Origin of the sequence: Algoriphagus machipongonensis (assembly GCF_000166275.1) — a bacterium.
Lineage (GTDB): Bacteria > Bacteroidota > Bacteroidia > Cytophagales > Cyclobacteriaceae > Algoriphagus > Algoriphagus machipongonensis.
In genome coordinates this window covers 3,503,210-3,523,800 of the sequence record NZ_CM001023.1, presented here as the reverse complement: position 1 = coordinate 3,523,800, position 20,591 = coordinate 3,503,210, and the positions used below count along the sequence as shown (strand labels likewise).

At 39.6% G+C, this 20,591-nt stretch carries 14 protein-coding genes; 7 read left to right on the top strand and 7 right to left on the bottom strand.

The window, feature by feature from the left end:
* Positions 1–50: 50 nt before the first annotated feature.
* The 4 genes from ALPR1_RS14765 to ALPR1_RS14750 all read left to right on the top strand — a co-directional run bounded on the left by ALPR1_RS14765 (position 51) and on the right by ALPR1_RS14750 (position 6,489).
* Positions 51–863 carry an SDR family oxidoreductase gene (locus ALPR1_RS14765; protein WP_008201864.1) on the top strand — a complete coding sequence of 271 codons (813 nt, stop codon included), beginning with the start codon at positions 51–53 and terminating at the stop codon, positions 861–863.
* Complete coding sequence (locus ALPR1_RS14760) at positions 864–4,733, top strand: AAA domain-containing protein (protein WP_008201863.1); 3,870 nt, start codon at positions 864–866, stop codon at positions 4,731–4,733.
* A 122-nt stretch (positions 4,734–4,855) separates the two neighbouring features.
* A complete protein-coding gene (locus ALPR1_RS14755; protein ID WP_008201862.1) occupies positions 4,856–5,191 on the top strand; it encodes a helix-turn-helix domain-containing protein in 336 nt (111 codons plus the stop codon).
* The gene (locus ALPR1_RS14750; RefSeq protein ID WP_008201861.1) at positions 5,185–6,489 is read left to right on the top strand and encodes a type II toxin-antitoxin system HipA family toxin; all 1,305 of its coding nucleotides are present in this window, start codon (positions 5,185–5,187) and stop codon (positions 6,487–6,489) included. The genes ALPR1_RS14755 and ALPR1_RS14750 overlap by 7 nt, the downstream gene beginning before the upstream one ends.
* A 5-nt stretch (positions 6,490–6,494) precedes the next feature.
* Here ALPR1_RS14750 and ALPR1_RS14745 read toward each other — a convergent pair whose 3' ends face one another.
* Positions 6,495–7,265, bottom strand: a complete 771-nt coding sequence (locus ALPR1_RS14745) for a YdcF family protein (protein WP_008201859.1) — start codon at positions 7,263–7,265, stop codon at positions 6,495–6,497.
* A gap of 170 nt (positions 7,266–7,435) precedes the next feature.
* Between ALPR1_RS14745 and ALPR1_RS14740 the strand changes: the two genes are divergently transcribed.
* Positions 7,436–10,372 carry an FAD-binding and (Fe-S)-binding domain-containing protein gene (locus ALPR1_RS14740; protein ID WP_040302882.1) on the top strand — a complete coding sequence of 979 codons (2,937 nt, stop codon included), beginning with the start codon at positions 7,436–7,438 and terminating at the stop codon, positions 10,370–10,372.
* Between the two features lie 19 nt (positions 10,373–10,391).
* On the opposite strand, the gene ALPR1_RS14735 is transcribed toward ALPR1_RS14740, so the two are convergent.
* The 6 genes from ALPR1_RS14735 to hutH all read right to left on the bottom strand — a co-directional run bounded on the left by ALPR1_RS14735 (position 10,392) and on the right by hutH (position 18,625).
* Complete coding sequence (locus ALPR1_RS14735; RefSeq protein WP_008201855.1) at positions 10,392–11,582, bottom strand: 6-bladed beta-propeller; 1,191 nt, start codon at positions 11,580–11,582, stop codon at positions 10,392–10,394.
* A gap of 98 nt (positions 11,583–11,680) precedes the next feature.
* Positions 11,681–12,502, bottom strand: coding sequence for a mechanosensitive ion channel family protein (locus ALPR1_RS14730; protein WP_008201854.1), 822 nt, complete (start codon positions 12,500–12,502; stop codon positions 11,681–11,683).
* 133 nt (positions 12,503–12,635) lie between these two features.
* Positions 12,636–13,613 carry a formimidoylglutamase gene (hutG, locus tag ALPR1_RS14725; RefSeq protein ID WP_008201853.1) on the bottom strand — a complete coding sequence of 326 codons (978 nt, stop codon included), beginning with the start codon at positions 13,611–13,613 and terminating at the stop codon, positions 12,636–12,638.
* 118 nt (positions 13,614–13,731) lie between these two features.
* Positions 13,732–15,732, bottom strand: coding sequence for a urocanate hydratase (locus ALPR1_RS14720; RefSeq protein ID WP_008201852.1), 2,001 nt, complete (start codon positions 15,730–15,732; stop codon positions 13,732–13,734).
* Between the two features lie 64 nt (positions 15,733–15,796).
* On the bottom strand, positions 15,797–17,047 hold the full coding sequence (hutI, locus tag ALPR1_RS14715) for an imidazolonepropionase (protein ID WP_008201851.1): 1,251 nt from the start codon (positions 17,045–17,047) through the stop codon (positions 15,797–15,799).
* Positions 17,048–17,059: 12 nt separating this feature from the next.
* Positions 17,060–18,625 (bottom strand): histidine ammonia-lyase, encoded by a 1,566-nt coding sequence (hutH, locus tag ALPR1_RS14710; RefSeq protein WP_008201850.1) that lies wholly within the window; start codon positions 18,623–18,625, stop codon positions 17,060–17,062.
* Positions 18,626–18,717: 92 nt separating this feature from the next.
* Between hutH and ALPR1_RS14705 the strand changes: the two genes are divergently transcribed.
* Entirely contained in the window at positions 18,718–19,587 is an 870-nt protein-coding gene (locus tag ALPR1_RS14705; RefSeq protein ID WP_008201849.1) for a LysR family transcriptional regulator, read from the top strand.
* Positions 19,588–19,742: 155 nt separating this feature from the next.
* On the top strand, positions 19,743–20,528 hold the full coding sequence (locus ALPR1_RS20415; protein ID WP_161599236.1) for a helix-turn-helix domain-containing protein: 786 nt from the start codon (positions 19,743–19,745) through the stop codon (positions 20,526–20,528).
* Positions 20,529–20,591 lie beyond the last annotated feature (63 nt).

Here is a 20,591-nt window from a genome sequence, read left to right as displayed (position 1 = left end):
CTATCCATTGATTTTTTTTGTTTTGACTATCTTTGAGACATTGTACATCCATGGAACTTAAAAACAGAGTCGTAGTCGTAACAGGAGCCACTTCAGGAATTGGAGCTGCTTGTGCTAAAGCTTTTGGTTGCAAAGGGGCAAAAATTGCCATTACAGGACGTAATAAGGAAAAGCTAGAAGTGGAAAGAAAAATTCTTGCTGATGCAGGAATTGAGGTTTTGGCGATTTTAGCTGATGCTGGATCCGAAGCAGATAATAAAAAAATGGCTGAGGAGGTTCTTGCCAAATTTGGTAGAATTGATGTTTTGATCAATAATGCCGGAATTTCTATGCGAGCCCTGTTCCAGGATTTAGAAATGGAAGTCTTTAGAAAGGTGATGGACACTAATTTCTGGGGGACTGTCTATGCCACCAAATACTGTTTGCCTTCCATCATGGAGAACCGAGGTTCTATCGTAGGGATTTCTTCGATCAATGGCTATAGAGGAACTCCGGCAAGAACTGCTTACTCTGCGAGTAAATATGCAATGAATGGCTTCTTTGAATCCCTGCGAACAGAAGTCATGCACAAAGGAGTACATATTTTGGTAGCCTCTCCTGGATTTACAGCATCCAACATTCGAAATAATGCATTGACAGCTACAGGTGAAACTCAGGGAGCTTCTCCTAGAGATGAAGCAAACATGATGTCTTCTGAAGATGTTGCACAGGCAATATTGAAAGCCACCAAAAAGAGGAAAAGGGATTTGGTCTTGACGACGCAGGGAAAACTTGCGGTATTTTTAAACAAGTGGATTCCGGGGATTATGGATGGGGTGGTCTATCGGGAAATGGCAAAGGAACCTGAATCTCCATTTAATTAAATGAATGAGTCTGTCTTTCAAACTTACCTAAACAGACTGACCGACTTGTCCTCCAAAAACAAGTCATTATACCTACCTAAAACGTTAAATTCAGGTTTAATAGATCTTCAAAGTTTAGATTTTTTGAATGGCGAGCCTGCATTTTCACTTATTGAAAGCCTGCTTTCAGGAAAGAAAAAAATAGCTGTTATCCCTACCGTGGATCCAAGGATGGCCTTGGTGAATCAGCTTTCTAAAACCCTTTCTAGAGTTGAGTTTAGAAATCAGCTAACCTTGGAGGAGACAGGAGATCATTCCCTGAATTTGGCGTGGCCGTACTTAGAGGGGAAAATGATCAATGGTCAAGTGCTTCGTGCACCTGTCTTGATGCGACAGGTTTCCTTGCTCAAAGAAAAAGATACATGGTATTTATCTGCGAGTGCATCCTGGCAATGGAATCAGGCTTTTCTTTTGGCATATAGCAAAGCCTATCAAGAAAATCTTCCCATAGAATTATTGGAGAATGAATTGGAAATGCTTCCAAAAGAGCCTACTGAATTCAGAATCGGGCTCGCTAAGATTTTAGAGAAGCATTTTAAAATTCAGCTGAGCTCAAGTTTGTTTGAAAACCGTGTGCTTACTTTTCCTACTTCTCAAAAATCTATTGATGAAGGAAAATTTCAAGATGGTAAAATCAGCTTAAAGACTTACGCTGTTCTGGGGCAGTTTTCTCAAAAAGGAAGTTTCCTTTTGAGAGAGTATGATTATTTGCTTGAGCATTTTAGTGATTTGACTCTTGAAGAGCTTTTCCAGTCAAAATATGCTCGGGAAGCTTATGGGAATGTACCCCCGGAAAATCGCTTATTTCCAGTTTTTCCTTTGGATGCCTCCCAAGAAAGTGTGTTGCACGCAGTAAGGCAAGGTAAAAGCTTAGTGGTGGAAGGACCTCCGGGCACAGGAAAATCCCAATTAATAGCCAATTTGGTTTCGGATTTTATTGCTAGAGGGAAAAAAGTGTTGGTCGTTTCACAAAAGAGAGCAGCACTGGATGTAGTCTATAACCGGTTGGAAAGTGTAGGTTTTGGAGAGTTTTTGGCTTTGGTACATGATTTTAAAACAGATCGAAAAGACCTATTTAAAAAAATTAAATCCCAGATCGAGTCTATTGAAAAATACCAGGAAATTAATCGGGGTATTGATTCCATCTTTTTGGAAAGGGAGATTTCAAATCACTCGAAAACGATACAGCTGCTTTCTGAAAAAGGAGAGGAGCTAAGGACTGCATTAAGGGATACTGATTTGGCTGGGTTGCCCATTAAAGCAATGTACTTGCAGATGACGGGGCTAAATAATCCTACTTTAAACGCCTCTGAATTCCTTCACTTGAATTGGGGTCAATTGAATGAGTTCAAAAAGGAGTTTGAGCTTTACAGGGATTTTCAATACAAATTTAAAGACAGTTTTTGGGAGAAGAGGCTATCGTTTTCTCATTTCCATCCCGAGCATTTTTCTTCCATTCAAAATGTAATCGAAGAAGTTGTGGCTTTTGAAAAAGTCAAAAAAGAAGAAGGTTTAGGCGGGGAAGTGATTGATAGGATGGAGTCTGGGATCGTCCATGGCAAAGTATATTCTGCGCAAATTCTTCAAGCAAAAACAAGATTAGAATCCTTAAAAAACTCTTCTTTAGCCTTAGAAATAGCATTTTCTTCTCAAACCAAACATTATTTGAATGAAGTTCAAGTTGTGTTAAATTCAGCGAGATCAGTAATTAATCAAAATCATTTTGGGCATCCAGCTAGCTTAGAAGGTTTGGAAGAGGAGTTTCAAACTCTTGAATCAAAAATGGGTTCATGGCTGAATAGGGTATTGCTTCCTTTTAAAAGCAAGGAATTTCCGCTTGTAAAGGCTTGGTTTGATACCTATGGTATAAAATTCAATTCTGACAACCTAGCCTTAGCAAGTGAGGATTTTTGGAATCTCAAAAAATGGGAAAAGGAAATCCAGAAGCTACCAAAGTTGGGGACTCTTCAGCCTGATGTTTTAGACTTAGAAAAGACCCTAGAAGAAATTGAAGAGGTTTTAGAATGGGAAAGGTTATTGGCAAACATCCCAGATTTTGTGAATCTTTTAGACTTTTCTAAAAAGCCCAGATTATTTATACATCAATGTGGGTTTGTTTTTAAGCATTTTCAAGATTTCGAAAGGAAGGTGGTTTCTTGGAAACATTACCTCAGCGCTAGTCAGATTGAAGGGTTACTATTTGACCAAGTGCAGGTAGAAACTTCGAATTTAAATCAACTTTTTACCGATTTGCAGGCATTTGATGGGTTTTTAGATTCTTGGGATCCTTCCAAAAAGTTATTGGCAGAGAAGGTGGAAGAGGAGTTTCATTCAAATTCTACGGAGGAGCAGTTGCAGGTTATAGAAGACTCTTGGTATTTAACATGGATTTCTGAAATAGAGAAAAGATTTCCGGTGCTCGCTGAAGCAGGAAGTTTGAAGATCAGTAAGGAAATGGATAGTTTGAAAACTTCCATTTTAGAAAAAAGACAGATTTCAAAGGACTTTGCCTTGCTTAGGCTCCGAGAGCAAATGAATTCTGAATTGGTGTTTAACCGACTGGGGAATAGGGTTACTTATCGGGAGTTGCTGCATCAGGTGAGTAAAAAAAGGCAAAAATGGCCCATTCGAAAGCTTGTTGAAGAGTTAGGTGAAGAAGTATTTAAGCTAATGCCTTGTTGGCTGGCGAGTCCAGAAACGGTTTCTGCACTTTTTCCAATCTCGGAAAAATTTGATTTGGTGATCTTTGATGAGGCTTCTCAATGTCAAGTGGAGCGAGGCTTACCTGCTATGTGGAGAGGTGAACAAGTGGTGGTGGTTGGTGACTCTAAACAGTTGAGACCTTCTGATTTTTACCAGATGAAATGGGAAGCAGATGAAGAAGGAGTAGAATACGAGTCTGAGTCACTATTGGAGTTAGCTGGCTATTTCTTTGAAAAAAGGCAATTAAATGGGCATTACCGTTCTTCTGATCCTGCTCTTATTCATTTCTCCAATGCGCATTTTTACGACGAAAAGTTGGAGGTTTTACCAGATTACCAAACCGTAAAAAAGGGAGATCCTGCGATTACTTGGAGGAAAGTGGAAGGAGTTTGGGAGAACCAAACCAATCTTATGGAAGGGGAAGCAGTTTTGGAAATCGTTCAAAAAATCAGAAACGCTGCTGCTCATGATACGATTGGGATTGTCACAGGTAATTATTTTCAGATGGAGATGATTGGTGAAATGCTATGGGAGGCAGGGTATCAGGAGGAGTCGATAAAAGTTAGAAATATTGAAAATGTGCAGGGAGATGAATTTGATCAGGTGATTTTATCCTTGGGCTATGGCCCCAATAGGGAAGGGAAGTTGATGACTAATTTTGGTCTTCTTGGGAAGTCAGGTGGTGTAAACAGGTTGAATGTGGCTATTTCTAGAGCAAGAAAAGTAATGCATGTGGTAAGTAGTTTAGAGGCTATGGATTTTCGTCCCAAGCAATTGGAAAATCCCGGATTAAAGATGTATTCCAAGTATTTGGCTTTTGCGAAAGAACAAAGTGCTGGAACGAAAATCGTATATGCTGAACTTCCTGCAACAGGTTACGAATTGAGTTGGAGCCTGAAGAATAAGTTGCTTAAGGCCAACTCTACCTATTCTAAAGATATTCCTTCTACGGTGATGGATTTGATTCAACTTAATGAGAATGGAGAGAATACCGCTATTTTGACCGATGATCAACGGTTTTTTAATGCTCCTACAGCGAAAGCAGCTTTGGCATATCACCCGATCATTTTAGAGCAAAAAGGATGGAATTGGGAGTGGAAATGGAGTAGATCATATTTGGTTGAATGATTTATCATTCATTAATATTCTATTTTTAACTTATTGAATGATTTTTCATTCATTTTATTTTTAATTTTATGTATGATTTATCATTCAATATCTTTATTTTTGTATATAAAGAATGATATCTCATGCATTATAATAGTTTAAGTGACATACAGATTCTTGATAAGATCGGCGCCTTTGTTAAGGCAGAGCGCATCGCTCAGCAAAAATCACAGGAGCAGCTTTCTACGGAGGCAGGGATTAGCAGATCTACCCTCAGTCTTTTGGAGCGAGGAGAGAAAGTTAATCTCATCACTTTGATTCAAGTGCTCCGAGTTTTGGATCAGTTGCAGTGGTTAGAGGCTTTTGAGTTGAAAAACACGGTGAGCCCGATGGAGTACATCAAGCTTCAAAAGAAGCAGGATCGACAGCGGGTTCGTAATTCAGATTTGGCAGCTGATAATCCTCCTTCCGAATGGTAGTAGCAGCAGAAATATGGATTTGGGATCAATTGGCCGGGGCTATTTTATGGGATGAGCAGGATCAATTGGCAAGCTTTGAATATGATCGGGAGTTTCTTCGAACCGGCTTAGATATTTCTCCTGTAAAAATGCCTTTGTCACAGGGAAGGAAGATTTTTCAATTCCCGGAGTTAAGGAAATCGAGAGGGGATGCTTACAACACTTTCCAAGGACTTCCGGGCTTATTGGCAGATATGCTACCTGACAAGTATGGAAATCAATTGATCAATGCATGGCTCGTGCAAAATGGGCGAGCAAGCGACAGTCTTAACCCCGTGGAGCAGCTTTGTTTTATTGGAAAGCGGGGAGTTGGAGCATTGGAGATCAGACCTTCTTTGCGAAAAGAGTTAGTAAGGGCCAGTTCTGTGGAAATAGAAAGCCTCGTCGGGATTGCGGGGAAAATCCTAAACTCGAGGCTTGACTTTCAGTCAAACCTCGATACAGAAGAACAATCGGCTTTGTCAGACATCCTGAAAATTGGTACTTCTGCAGGTGGAGCAAGAGCAAAGGCTGTCATTGCGTATAACCCGTCTACTGGAGCAGTAAAAAGCGGGCAAGTAAAAGCGCCAAAAGGATTCTCCTATTGGATTATCAAGTTTGATGGAGTTCATGATTCCCAATTTGGAGCGACAGTAGGATATGGAAGAGTGGAAATGGCATATTATCTCATGGCTTTAGAGGCAGGGGTGGAGATGAGCGAATGCCGGTTGTTGGAAGAAAATGGGCGTGCTCACTTTATGACTAAAAGATTTGACCGGAAGGAAAATGGAGATAAAATCCACATGCAAAGTCTATGTGGGCTAAGGCATTTTGACTTCAACCAGGTAGGGGATTATAGCTATGAGCAAGTCTTTGAAACAATGAGAATGCTCAGGCTAAGTTATCCTGAAGCAGAACAAATGTATATCCGAATGCTTTTCAACGTGCTGGCGAGAAATTGTGATGACCATACTAAGAATTTTGCTTTTTTAATGGATCAAGATGGAAAATGGAGGCTTTCACCAGCCTATGATATTTGCCATGCTTATCGACCTGGAAGTCTTTGGGTGAGTTCGCAATCTTTATCTGTCAATGGTAAACGCGAAAATATATCAGATGAGGACTTTTTGCTCATCGCCAAAAACATGAATATCAAAAAGCCGGAGGAAAAAATAAAACAAGTAAAATCGACTGTCAGTCGTTGGCTTGAATTTGCAAAGCTGGCAGGAGTCGATGAAAAATTAGCTTTAGGAATAAAAGAAACCTTATTGGTTCAATAGTTGGCTTAGATGTATCCAACCAATTTATATACGGTTATCCCAATCCACTCTTTAACGAGTTTATGCCAATTTTCAATAGAAGACGGACTTGGATACATAAAAGTAGGGAAGTCGTATTTGGTGTCATAACTGTAATAATCCGTGGGAAAGGTTTCTGTCTTCAAGCCAACCTTATCAAAGCAACCCTTAGATCTATACATATGAAATGCTGAGGTGATCAAGAGAAACTCCTGATCTATATTAATTCCTTTTTCTTCTAAAAAAGTCTTGGTGAACTGCGCATTCTGAGCGGTATTTTTTGCCTTATCCTCAATCATCACATCTTCGGGAGGAACTCCTGTCATGATCAGAAAGCGCTGTAGTAATTCAGCTTCAGATTGAGGATTGACAGGATTTAGTCCTTGTCCTCCTGTGATCAAAATCTTTTTGATTTTCCCCATCCTATACAATTGTAGCGCATGTGTGATTCTATCCGCTCCTTTATTAAAAAAAGTTCTATCATAAGCAGTTTTGCTTAAGTTGGTCACACCAGTTAAAACTATTCCGATTTCATGGTTTTTAATCTCTGAAAATTCTTTGAAATCAGGTTCCCAGGCAAGCATGGCCTGATTCGAAATAAATTGGTTGGAGAAAAACCAAAGTAAAATGATGCCTGCCCAAAGACTTTTCTTTCCCCATTTTCTTTTGATGTAAACTGCTCCCATGACAATAAGAATGATGACAATAGTCAGGGGCATAGCTAAAAAACTTAAAAACTGGGATAGGTAGAAAAACATGTAGATCGATTGGTATTTCCTGCAAAGAAAGGGTGGAATGCCTCAATTTTCAAATTCACTGGAAAATGATCGTTTTATGAATTTATCCTTGGAGGAATTATTTCCTTGCCAAATCAAATTCTTTCCTCTGTCATGTTTCTTAAATCTGACTAGGAAAGTTATTTTTGAGCATGAGTTCAAACCTATTGCCTTTACTACAGGATTTATCTATCAAATTGGAGGGAACACTTCAGTTCGATACCCTAACAAAAACCCTATATGCTACTGACGCTTCTGTTTACCGGGAGATGCCGCTGGCGGTAGCTTTCCCAAAAACCGAAGCTGATATTCAGAAACTGATTCAGTTTGCATCTGAGAATCAAACTTCCCTAATTCCCAGAACTGCCGGAACCTCACTTTCCGGGCAATGTGTTGGAAATGGGATTGTGGTAGATGTCTCAAAGCATTTCACCCAAATATTGGAATTGAATGTGGAAGAACGATGGGTGAGGGTACAACCTGGCGTAGTAAGGGATGAACTCAATAGATACCTTAAACCCCATGGACTTTTCTTTAGTCCAATTACGTCTACTGCAAGCCGAGCGATGATTGGTGGAATGGTAGGTAATAACTCATCAGGTACCACTTCCATTGTTTATGGAGTGACGCGTGATAAAGTGATTTCTCTCCATACGATTTTGAGTGATGGAAATCCAGTAAAGTTTGAGGCACTTTCTAAGGAAGAGTTTGAGAAGAAAACAAAATTGCAATCACTTGAGGGGGATATTTATAGAAGAGTATTGGAGGAGTTAAGTGATGAAGAAGCTAGAGAAGAGATTCACGCTCAATTTCCCAAAAAATCAATTCATAGAAGAAATACGGGTTATGCAGTAGATGAATTGTTAAAATCTGAAGTTTTTGAAGGGGAGGAGAAATTCAATTTCTGTAAACTTCTATCTGGCTCTGAAGGAACATTAGCTTTTACAACTGAAATAAAAATCAGTCTGGATCCCTTACCAGATCCTATTGAGATAGTCGTTGCAGCTCATTTTGAATCCATCCATCAAAGCATGGTAGCATCTCAAACTGCCATGAAGCATCCTGCTACCGCAGTGGAATTGATGGATAAAATCATTTTGGATTGTACCAAAGAAAGCATCGAGTACAGCAAAAACCGTTATTTCGTAGAGGGAGATCCTGAGGCCATTTTGATGGTTGAGTTTAGAGGAAAAACTCTGGAGGAAGCAACTAAAAAAGGGGAGGCCTTGGTTCAGGATTTTGAAAATTCCGGAATTGGGTATGCTTATCCAATTATCGAACCTTCTATGGTATCCGCAGCTTGGGCTTTACGTTCTGCAGGGCTAGGTCTTTTGGCAAATATTCCCGGAGATGCAAAAGCTGTTGCCTGTATAGAAGATACGGCGGTTGATATCGCTGACTTGGCAGATTACATAGATGAGTTTGATGAAATGATGGTTGGTTTTCAGCAAAAGCCCGTGCACTATGCTCATGCTGGTGCCGGAGAAATCCACTTGCGTCCAATTTTGGATTTGAAAAAGTCCAAGGATGTGGAGGCATTTTATCAGATATCCAAATCTTCTGCCGAATTGGTTAAGAAATATCAGGGTTCACTTTCCGGTGAACATGGAGATGGGCGTGTCCGTGCAGCTTTTATCCCATTAATGGTAGGGGAGAAAAATTATGAGCTATTCCGAAGGATTAAATTCACTTGGGATCCATCAAATATCTTCAACCCAGGCAAAATTGTGGATGCCGCTCCAATGAATAAATTCTTGCGGTATGAGCCAGATGTAGAAACTCCGGTTCATCCAACTGCCTTGGATTTTTCAGCTGTAGGTGGGATTCTCCGAATGGCAGAAAAATGTAATGGATCGGGTGATTGTAGAAAACTTCCTGGTTCAGGTGGTACTATGTGCCCAAGTTACATGGCGACAAAGAATGAGAAAGATACCACAAGGGGTAGAGCCAATACACTCCGTGAATTTTTGACCATGGATAAAAAGGAAAATGCCTTTAACCATCCAGAAATCAAAGAAGCCATGGATTTGTGTCTTTCCTGTAAAGGCTGTACTTCTGAATGCCCATCCAATGTGGACATGGCAAGTATGAAAGCTGAATTCTTATTTCAGTATCAAAAAGTTAACGGTACCCCTCTTAGGTCTAAGGCTTTTGCCTACATCAATGAGCTTAATGGATTCGGTTCTTTGATGCCCGGTATTGCAAATTTCTTTTTGAATAACGGAGTGACAGGAGGAATAATGAAGTCAATTTTGGGGGTAGCACCAGAAAGGAATCTTCCTGAAATAAGCTCTCAAAGCTTGAGGAATTGGTATAATAAGAATTACACATTACTTCCAGGCCCTAGTCAAACGATCAAATCGGTCTACTTTTTTGTCGATGAATTTACCAATCACAATGATACCCATATCGGAATCAAGACAATTTCTTTGCTTAAGAAGTTAGGGTATGAAGTGAAGGTTGTAGATCACCATGAAAGTGGTCGTTCGGCACTTTCCAAAGGGCTTTTGCCAAAAGCTAAAAAACACGCGGATGCAAATGTCAGGATTTTTCAAAATTTGGTGGATGGAAATACTCCGCTGATTGGTTTGGAGCCTTCAGCAATTTTAAGTTTCCGTGATGAGTACCCTCGAATAGTCTCTCCTGAATTAATGCCAGCAGCAAAGAAACTTAAATTTCATGTGAAGCTAATTGATGAGTTCTTAGCTCAGGAGGCTGCAGCTGGTAATATCAAATCTGACTTATTTACTGACAAAGCTCAAAAGATCAAACTTCATGGGCACTGTCATCAAAAGGCATTGTCTTCCATGCTTTGGACCCAAAAAATACTATCACTTCCAGAAAATTATTCTGTAGAAACCATACCGAGTGGATGTTGCGGAATGGCAGGGAGTTTTGGCTATGAGGCAGAACATTACCAGGTTTCCCAACAAGTAGGAGAGTTGGTGCTTTTTCCTGCTGTTAGAAACGCTGAATCTGATACGATTATAGCTGCACCGGGTACTTCTTGCCGTCATCAGATAGCTGATGGAACAGGTAAGAAAGCAAAGCATCCTGTGGAGGTTTTATGGGAGGCACTCCGAGGGTAATGTCATTAAATATTACTGATTAATTTCCGCTGTTAATTTGGTACTTGATCAGGATTGGGTCTTCAAAATCACCCAAGCCGTCTAGCATTTCCTCAAGTTGTGAAGTGTAAGATCCAAATAGCCCATTATCTAATGCGTTTACCCAATCATCAGTCTGGAGAACCTCATAAAACCATCCATCTTTTGCATCTCCCTTGCCATTGCTCCAACCTACCAGAGAGGGGAATGCAACAACTTGATTTGATCGGTGATTGATAAAAACTTCATGGATAGGGAACGTGCGGATATTGGATAAATCTAAATCAGGATTCTTTGCTAGGGCAAAAGTTTTCAGATGCGTTATTGAATCGGTTTGCCAGATTTTGCCCATATTGATTATCATGCCCTGATTTGTAATGGTAGCTTCAAAACTTTCTGAGTCCATTTTTAAGTCTTCGCTCGTAGGGCTTCTTTCCCCAAAATCTAATCGAATATAAGGGTTAACTACCTCTCCATCATAAGTATATAAGGTGTCAGCAAATGCATAGTTGAGAATAAAATTATTTCCGATTTTATCCATTTCTCCTTCACTTATTTCATTGCTAAGTTGAGTGGCTTTCAATGAAAGTTCCTTATTCTCTAGCGTAGTAATATCCACACTATTGAAGAGGTTAAACATTTTGTTTTCATCCAGATCACCATCAAACATGGCAGAAAAAAGCCATTTGCTTCCTGAAATTTTAGCAAAATTGGGAATGAACATGGACTTTCCTAAAGAAACAGTGCCCGCATAATCAAAACTGGGGAACAGGTATTGTTTGATTTCACCATTTCCTGTGGAAAGATGTAGGGTGTCTTCCTCATAAAATACTCCCTGAATATTCTGATATTCTTCTGGACCTCCCCCAATTTTCTCAAACGTATTTATATGATTTCCCTTTAAGTCAAAAAGATGAATCTTCGCCTCTGGATTACAGAGGGTCGAATAGATGATATATTTACTTGTGATTTTTAAATCCCATACACTACAGTTTAAATTAACCGGGAGCTCCTCTCTATTTTTTAGAGGTACAAAGCTGATGGCTGAAACTGCTTCATCAAAAGGTAAAATATGGGATTCTGATATAGTTATTTCCGTAAGTCCCACTTGCTCCTCTTGACTAGGGGAGCAAGAGAAAATGCAAAATATGAGACTAAAAATTACCAGGTAGTTATCAAGGGAATATTGCATCTGGTTTCAAAGATTGGATAAAAAAACTTCTAATATTAAAGTATAAAAGAGGCTGAATCTTGGTAGAAACAGCCTCTTTGTAAATGGTTAAAAAGAGATTAGGATGCTTTTCCTTCTGGGTAGAAGTGATGAACATCTCTTTGTGGGAATGGGATCCCGATATCTGCTTTATCAAATGCTTTCTTAATATTCTCTTGCATAAAGAAGTGAACATTCCAGAAATCTTCTGTTTTACACCAAGGCCTAACAGCAAAATTCACTGAGGAATCTGCCAACTCAGAAACTAATATATCGATGGGCTTTGAATGGTCAATGAACTCACAAGAGGCCGCTACTTCTTTAATAACACTACGAGCTTTATCAATATCTGCTCCATAGCTAATTCCAAATGTCATTGGCACTTTTCTTTCAGCGTTGGCAGTTAAATTTTCTAGTGGATTCGAAGCGATAGCTCCGTTAGGGACTATGATGATCCTATTGTCTAATGTGGTAAGGATCGTGTTGAAAATTTGTATCTCTTTAACTGTACCTGAATAGCCATTGGTGACAATAAAGTCTCCCACTCGGAAAGGCTTGAAAAATAAAATTAAAATACCGGCAGCCATGTGGCTTAGGTTGCCTTGGAGAGCTAGTCCTATAGCAAAGGCTAATGCACTAAAGATGGCAATGAAAGAAGTGACCTCAATCCCAAACATTGAGGCAGCACTCAATAACACCAACATTTTTAGTGTAATACTGACTACGGAGAAGATGAAAGGTGCTAAGGATTTGTCTACGTTATTTTTCTCTAATGACTTTTTGATTTTGCTGGATAGTAATCCTGCAATCCAAAAACCAATAACTAATGTGATAATAGCTCCAAGCACCTTTGGAGCATAGAGAATAATTAGATCTGCAATTTCATTAATATCAAATTCCATAATTAAAAGATTTTAAAAACTTCTCCAAAGTCGGAAGAGGTTAGGTTTTAAAAGATAATTCTAGAAGTAATTTGCTTATTTTTTTGCAACCTTAAAAAATAATATTGCTAAAAATGCATTACATAAGAATAAATTAACGATTTGTTATTGTTTTCCCTTCGAAAATTTTCCGTAGGATATATTCTACACATCTTGATGCAAGCCTTGCAGTAGCGTCATCTTTGTCATAAAGCGGATTGAGTTCTACTATATCCAAAGAGATCATTTTTTTGCTTTTTGCGATCAATTCAAAAGCCTTAAATGCTATCTGAGGACTGAATCCCATCGGTGAGGGAGCAGAAACTCCAGGGGCATAAGCAGATGAAAAGCCATCAAGATCTATGGTGAGATAAACCTTATTTACAGAGTCTAAAAACCAAATGATTTGCTCTTCTATGTATTCCCAATTTTGTAGGCGGAATTGCTCCATGACCAAATAATTTGCCTTCACTTGTTTCGCCGTTTCAAATAAGGACCTTGGGTTTGCAGCGCGTTGAATCCCCAGTGCTAAATAGTTAAACTGATCTGGAAATTCTTGGTACAACTGGGAGAACGGAGAGCCTGAATGCCCTTTATCTTTTACTTTGGGGCGTAAGTCAAAATGTGCATCTAGGTTAATGATTCCCAATTTTTCATTTTTAGTACTTAAGTGATTAAGAATTCCTTTTCCATGGGCATATGCTAAATCATGTCCACCCCCTAGTAAAACAGGAAAATGCTTGCTGTCTAATAGGGACTTCACTGTTTCACAAATTAATTCCTGGGTACTTTCCAGGTCTTGTCCATTTGTTACTATATCTCCGTAATCTAGAATGGAGCTATCTTCTGGTAAATGAAAAGCTATACCTCCAAGGAAACTTCTGATTAATTCAGGTCCCTTTTTCGTGCCAGGTCTACCTTGATTTCTGATCACACCTTCTTCACCTGGGTAACCGAGGATTCCTACTTTATGGCTTCCTCCCTCATCCCATTTAAAATCGGAAATACATTTTACAAATTGGTGCCAATATTCTGGCTGGTCAGCTTTTCTTCCTATCCAATGTTCAGGGTTTGGGTTTTCGTGCAAGTTCATGGGCTCAAGTTTTGATAAAAAGTGAATACTCTAATTTAGGAATTGTATTTGTATAAAATGAAAAAGCCTTGAACTGAAATGATTTCAATTCAAGGCCAATATTTCCAATAAGAAGAATTTAATTTAGATCCTTTAGAATATCTTCATCGACTAAATTTGGAACGGTAACTTTGAGCTCAGGACTTCTTTCCATCTCTCTTTTGATGGCTTCCAATGAACCGGAATTTCTTGCCCAAGCCCTTCTTGCGATCCCGTTGTTTACATCATAAAAGAGCATAGATTTTAATTTCCTTTCAGCTTCTTGCGATCCATCGAGGACCATTCCAAAACCACCATTGATTACTTCTCCCCATCCAACACCACCACCATTGTGGATAGAGACCCAAGTAGCCCCCCGGAAACTATCACCGATGACATTATGAATAGCCATGTCTGAAGTAAATTTACTTCCATCGTATATGTTGCTGGTTTCTCGGTATGGAGAATCTGTTCCACTGACATCATGGTGATCTCTTCCTAATACGATGGGCTTGGTGATCAGGCCTTTTTGAATAGCATCATTAAAAGCTTGCGCAATTTTAGCTCGACCTTCTGCATCTGCATATAAAATTCTTGCTTGAGAGCCTACGACCAGCTTGTTGCTTTCAGCCTCCTCAATCCAGGTAATATTATCCTGCATTTGCTGCTGGATAGATTCAGGAGAATTAACCATAATCTCTTTCAAGACTTCGGCTGCAATTTGGTCTGATTTTTTCAAATCCTCTGGCTTTCCGGAGGTGCAAACCCACCGAAAGGGTCCAAATCCATAATCGAAGCACATAGGGCCTAAAATATCCTGAACATAACTTGGGTATTTGAAATCTATTCCATTTTCAGCCATTATATCAGCTCCCGCTCTAGACGCCTCCAAAAGGAATGCATTACCATAATCAAAAAAGTAAGTTCCTTTTGCCACATGCTTATTAATGGCTTGAGTTTGTCTTCTCAAACTTTCCTGAACCTTGATCTTGAATTGTTCTGGATCTTCGGCCATCAGCTGATTTGATTCCTCAAAAGAAAGCCCTACCGGGTAGTAACCTCCGGCCCAAGGGTTGTGTAAGGAGGTTTGGTCAGATCCGATTTCAATGAAAATATTTTCCTTGTCAAATCGCTCCCAGACATCTACTATATTTCCAATAAATGCAATAGATACTGTTTCCTCATTAGACTTGGCAAGCTTTGCTCTTTGCACTAATTCGTCAAGATCTTGGATTAATTCATCCACCCAACCTTGTTCATGTCGCTTTGTGGCTGCGGCAGGATTTACCTCAGCACAAATGGTAATACAGCTCGCAATATTTCCTGCTTTGGGCTGAGCTCCACTCATTCCACCCAAGCCTGCAGTTAAGAAAATCTTTCCTTTTGGACTTTGTCCTTTATCTAATTTCATCCTAAAAGCATTCATGACTGTAATGGTAGTGCCATGAACGATTCCTTGTGGGCCAATATACATGTACGAACCTGCGGTCATTTGACCATATTGTGTCACTCCCAGTGCATTGAATTTTTCCCAATCATCCGGTTTGGAGTAATTAGGAATCATCATTCCATTTGTGACAATGACTCTTGGTGCCTCTTCGGAGGAAGGGAAAAGTCCCATGGGATGCCCAGAATAAATGTGCAGTGTTTGCTTCTCAGTCATTTCCGATAGGTACTTCATGACTAGAAGATACTGCGCCCAATTCTGAAAAACTGCCCCATTTCCTCCATAAGTGATCAATTCTTCTGGATGCTGGGCTACCGCCGGGTCCAAATTGTTTTGAATCATCAGCATGATGGCTGCAGCTTTTGGAGAATTTGCAGGGTATTCCTCAATTGGTCTCGCTTGAAGCTCGTATTTTGGCATAAATCTATACATGTAGATTCTACCATAACTCATTAATTCCTGATGAAATTCAGTAGCCAATTCCTGATGCCATTCCTTTGGGAAATAGCGAAGTGCATTTCTCAGCGCTAACTTTACCTCATCCTCAGATAGAATTTCCTTTCTTTTTGGAGCATGACTCAAAGCTGGATTTCTTTCTCTTTTTTCTGGGAGGGAAGAAGGAATGCCTTGTTTGATTTGATCTTGGAAAGTCATGAGAGCTAGAATTAAGTAGTTTACGATTTACGTGATGGGTTTATACTCTTGAAGTTTGAGTTTATTATCTGTTTTCTGAGGTGTTAAATCCTCTTTTCCATACTTGAGCAGGTTTCATTTTTCCTTGATGATAAAGGATATCTTGATAGTTTGCGCTTGGGTAAAGAATGAAATCGGCCAACATACCAGATTTAAGAATACCTCTATCCATTAAGTTAAGTACATGAGCAGCTCGAAATGTGATGCCAGCCAAAACTTCAGCCGAACTGAGTTTCTCGAAGGTTGCCAAAATAGAAGCCTGATTGATCAAGTCCCCCATTGGAGCTGAACCGGGATTCCAGTCTGTTGCTATGGCCAGAGATCCCCCTTGATCTAAAATTTTTCTGGCTGGAGTAAATGAGCAACCCAATCCTAAAGATGCTCCTGGCAATGCCACAGCAGTTGTTTCGGATTGAGCCAAATAAGCAATTTCTTTTTCCCCAGAGGCTTCTAGGTGATCGGCAGATCGAGCATTGAAATCAACGGCAACCTTGGATCCACCTGTACTAAATTGATCGGCATGTACAGTGATATCAAAATCTAGTTTTCTAGCCTTTTCAAAATAAGGAGCGATTTCAGAAGCTGAAAAAGCGCTTTTCTCTATAAATGAATCTATACGATTGCTTAGGTTTTCTTCCTTTAAAATTGGAAAAAGCTTTTGCGAAACCATTTCCAAATATTCCTCATTGGACCCGTCGAAATCTCGTGGTTTCATATGTGCTGCAAGGCAGGTGGAGATAAGGTCAGCAGCAGTATTAGTATTTGCATTCTGGATGGCTCGAAGCATTTTCAGTTCTTCTGAAACTGTAAGCCCATATCCACTTTTAACTTCTATGGTGGTAACTCCTTCCATCAAATGTCTATTTGCATTGGAAGCAGTTCTTTGGGAAAGTTCTTTTTCTTCTAGTTTCCTGGTTTGAGTAACCGTGTCCCAAATTCCGCCACCAGCCTCAGCAATTTCTAGATAAGATTTGCCAGCGTTTCTCATGGCGAAATCCCTAGCTCGGCTACCGCCAAAGCAAATATGGGTATGGCAATCAATCAAACCGGGAAGCATGACAAAATCCTGCTTAAGCTCTATCAAATGAAAAGTGCCTGAAGGAAGGCTTGATTTTAATTCGCTGAAATTCCCAACAGCTTTGATAAGTTCTCCTTCCAATAGAATACCTGCATTGCTAATGATCTCCAGAGACTCATCTTGAATTGCTCCGCGAAGAGGAAGATGATCCATGGTCAAAAGCTGAGAAACTGGCCCTATGAGTGTTAAGTTTTGCATCTTTTTATGTCTTTAATATTGAAAAATACTACTCCACTCTGTTTCAAATTGGGTTCCTTCATTTTTCGCTACCTCATGAGCGAGATTCACTAGTTCACCAGACCGGATTAAAGAAATTGCAGTCTCCATATCATCATTCATAACACGATCTGAAACAACAGGTGGAATTAGCTCTCTAACTTTTTCATAAATGGCGGTCATGATTTTCCCAGACTTCATAGGTTGATGGTAGTCCATAGCCTGAGCTGCATAGAAGATCTCAATCCCGAGGATTTTTTCCACATTTTCGATTACTCGAAGGGCTTTTCTACCACCGATACTACCCATGCTGACATGGTCTTCTTGCCCCAAGGAAGTAGGAATAGAGTCAGCTGAGGCAGGGAAGCATAACCCTTTATTTTCTGATGCTAATGCTGCAGTGGTGTATTGTGGAATCATCAAACCTGAATTCAGGCCTGTTTCCTTGAGTAATAATTTTGGAACACCAGGAGTATCGCCTTCTATTGAAAGGTAAATTCTCCTATCAGATATATTTCCAATTTCGGAAGCTGCCAGACAGGCGTAGTCTAAAGTCATCGCAATAGGCTGTCCATGAAAATGTCCACCTGAAATCGTGTTGTTTTCATCAAATACAACAGGGTTATCAGTGACTGAATTTATCTCGATTTCCAAAGTGTCCTTGATATGAAGCCAAGCATTCCAACTCGCACCATGGACCTGAGGCATACATCTTAAAGAGTATGGATCCTGGACTCTAGCGCAATTGATATGAGAGTTTACAATCTCCGACTCGTGAAGTAAGTTTAATATGGTTTGAGCCACATGCTGGTTTCCCACAAATGGTCTTAACTGATGGAGTTCTTCAGAAAAAGGTTTAACTGATCCCATTAAACCTTCGATCATCATGGCTCCGGAAATACTGGCGTGCGTTAGGATATTATGTAGCCTTTCCACGATTTTCATTCCATGAGCTGCCATAAATTGGGTGCCATTGATTAAGGCTAGACCTTCCTTAGGGCCTAAGGTTAATGGTTTCAAAGAATGCTCTTTCAATACTTCTGAGGATGAAACAAACTTTCCTTGATGCCAGATTTTGCCTAAGCCAATTAAGGGTAAAAATAAATGGGAGAGAGGAGCTAAATCTCCTGAGGCTCCTACAGAACCCTGGATGGGAACTAAGGGAGTCAAATCATTTTCCAACATCCAATGAATCCTTTGAATGGTCTCTAATCGAATTCCCGAAAACCCTTGTGCCAATGCATGGATTTTCAAAACCATCATCAATTTTGCGATTTCTAAATCTACAGGCTCACCCACTCCAACCGCATGACTTTTCAAAAGATTTTCTTGAAGGGTAGTCGTGTCTTTTGAGGAGATTTTAGAAGTACAAAGTGGCCCAAATCCAGTGTTAATACCGTAAACCGCTTTTTCTCCCTGGGCAATTTTTGCTACTGCAGCTGCTGATTTTTCAATCTTTTGAACGGTTTCTTCAGAGAATACCCCTTTGATTTCCTTACGTGCCAGTTGGATGGCTTTCGATGCTGTCAAGTGGTCTTGACCAAAATTGAAGGTGATCATAAAAGTTGAATTTTGATTTTTTCAAAGGTACGGCTTTTTAATGATGCTTTTTGATACTATTATTGTCAATTAGTGATAATTATAAAGCATCAATGGAATTAAGACATCTGAAATATTTTAAAGCAGTAGCAGAGGAATTGAATTTTAGAAAAGCAGCTGAGCAACTATTTATTTCTCAGCCAGGCTTGAGCAGGCAGATCAAACAATTAGAAGAATTGCTGGAGGTTAGACTTTTTGAAAGAGATCAAAAGCATGTTGAGCTGACTGCTGCAGGAGCATTTTTAAAAGGAGAAGTTGATTTTGTTTTGAACCACCTGGATACAACCAAAGCACAGCTTAAGCAAATTGAGCAGGGGAAATTGGGTGAGTTAAGGATTGGGTTTTTAGGGTCTGCTGCAAATCGGGTGCTACCAGATTTATTACAGAAATTGAATCGGGTGCAGCCGGGAATTACAACAAGCCTTGAAGAATTAAGTAATGCGATGCAAGTAGAAATGATCCAAAAAGACAGATTGGATTTGGGCTATGTAAGAATGGCTATTGTTCCTGAAAGCTTAAGCAAAAAGACTGTTTTGAAGGATTCTTTTTCCATTGTGGTTTCTCAAGCTCATCCCATCAATAAAAGCACATTCAAAAGTTTGAAGCAATTTGCAGAGGAGGATTTCATCCTTTTTTCCAGTGATTACAGCAAGCATTATTATGATCAGATTTTGGGTATCTGTAGAGATGCGGGATTTTCCCCAAAGACCAAACATAAGTCCGTCCATGCCTTGACTATTTTCAAGTTGGTGGAAAATGGATTGGGAGTGGCCATTGTACCCACGTCCTTAAAAGAAGGGTATGAATTGAATGTACGATTTATGGAGATCCCAAATACAGAGGAGTTTACTGAATTGTCTGCCGTATGGAAGGCGGAAAACAGAAACCCAGCCTTGAAAAAAGTGTTACCACTCCTAACTTGATAGCATAGAAACTCAAAAAAAACTGATGATGTTTTTTTGTTAAATTGGCCTTTAAAGCTAATGTCGGGCAAATGTCGGGTCAAAACCGAGCCTATTTCGCCTTAATTCACAATTCAATCCAAGAAATTGCCATGGTTAATCAAAAACTATTTACAATGAAACAACCAGAACTTGGAAAAAAAATCTCTGAAATGAGAAAGGCAAAAGGATTGACTCAAGAAGAGTTGGTCGAAATGTGTAACCTGAATGTCCGCACGATTCAGCGGATCGAAGCAGGAGAAGTAACTCCCAGAAGTTATACAGTAAAGACATTATTTGAAGCCCTTGGAATTAGGGAAGAAAGGAAAGGAAGTGATTCTGAACAATCGTTCGCAATCCCGAAATTTCTATATCTAGCTTTGGCAGGAGGGATATTATATTTCTTTGCATCCATTTTTGAAATTGTAATGGAAGGAGAATATGTGTCTGGAGATTACTCTTTTAGAATGATCGGATTTATCATTGCAAAGACCCTTTCATTTGGAGGCTATGTCCTCTTCGGACTTGGCTGGATAAAACTTGGTAGTTTGCTATCCAACCAATTACTAAAAATCAGTTTTTGGATCATGTTAGCTGCTTGTGGAATCTGGTATTTTGCAGACTTAATAGCGCTGACCTCCTCGGCTTTTGCAATGACTGATTATTACCTCGTGAAAATAAGTTCATTTGGCTTTGGTTACATCCTCCTAGGAATGGGCTTTCTCGCGTTCAAAAAACAGTTTTCTTCTATGGGAACAGTCATTGGCGCACTTACCATAATTTCCGGGGTATTTATCTTTTCTGGGATTGGTGCAATCCTAGGGTTGGTTGTTTTGACTTTGGCAGAATTAGGTCAAATAGGACTTATGATTTATTTGATACAAAAATCCGGGAGAAGTATTTCTCCCGAACTTTCCTTTTGATTTTAAACATTTTAAGTTCTTTTGGGCTTTAAGATCATATAGTGTATCTGCGCCCAAAATAAT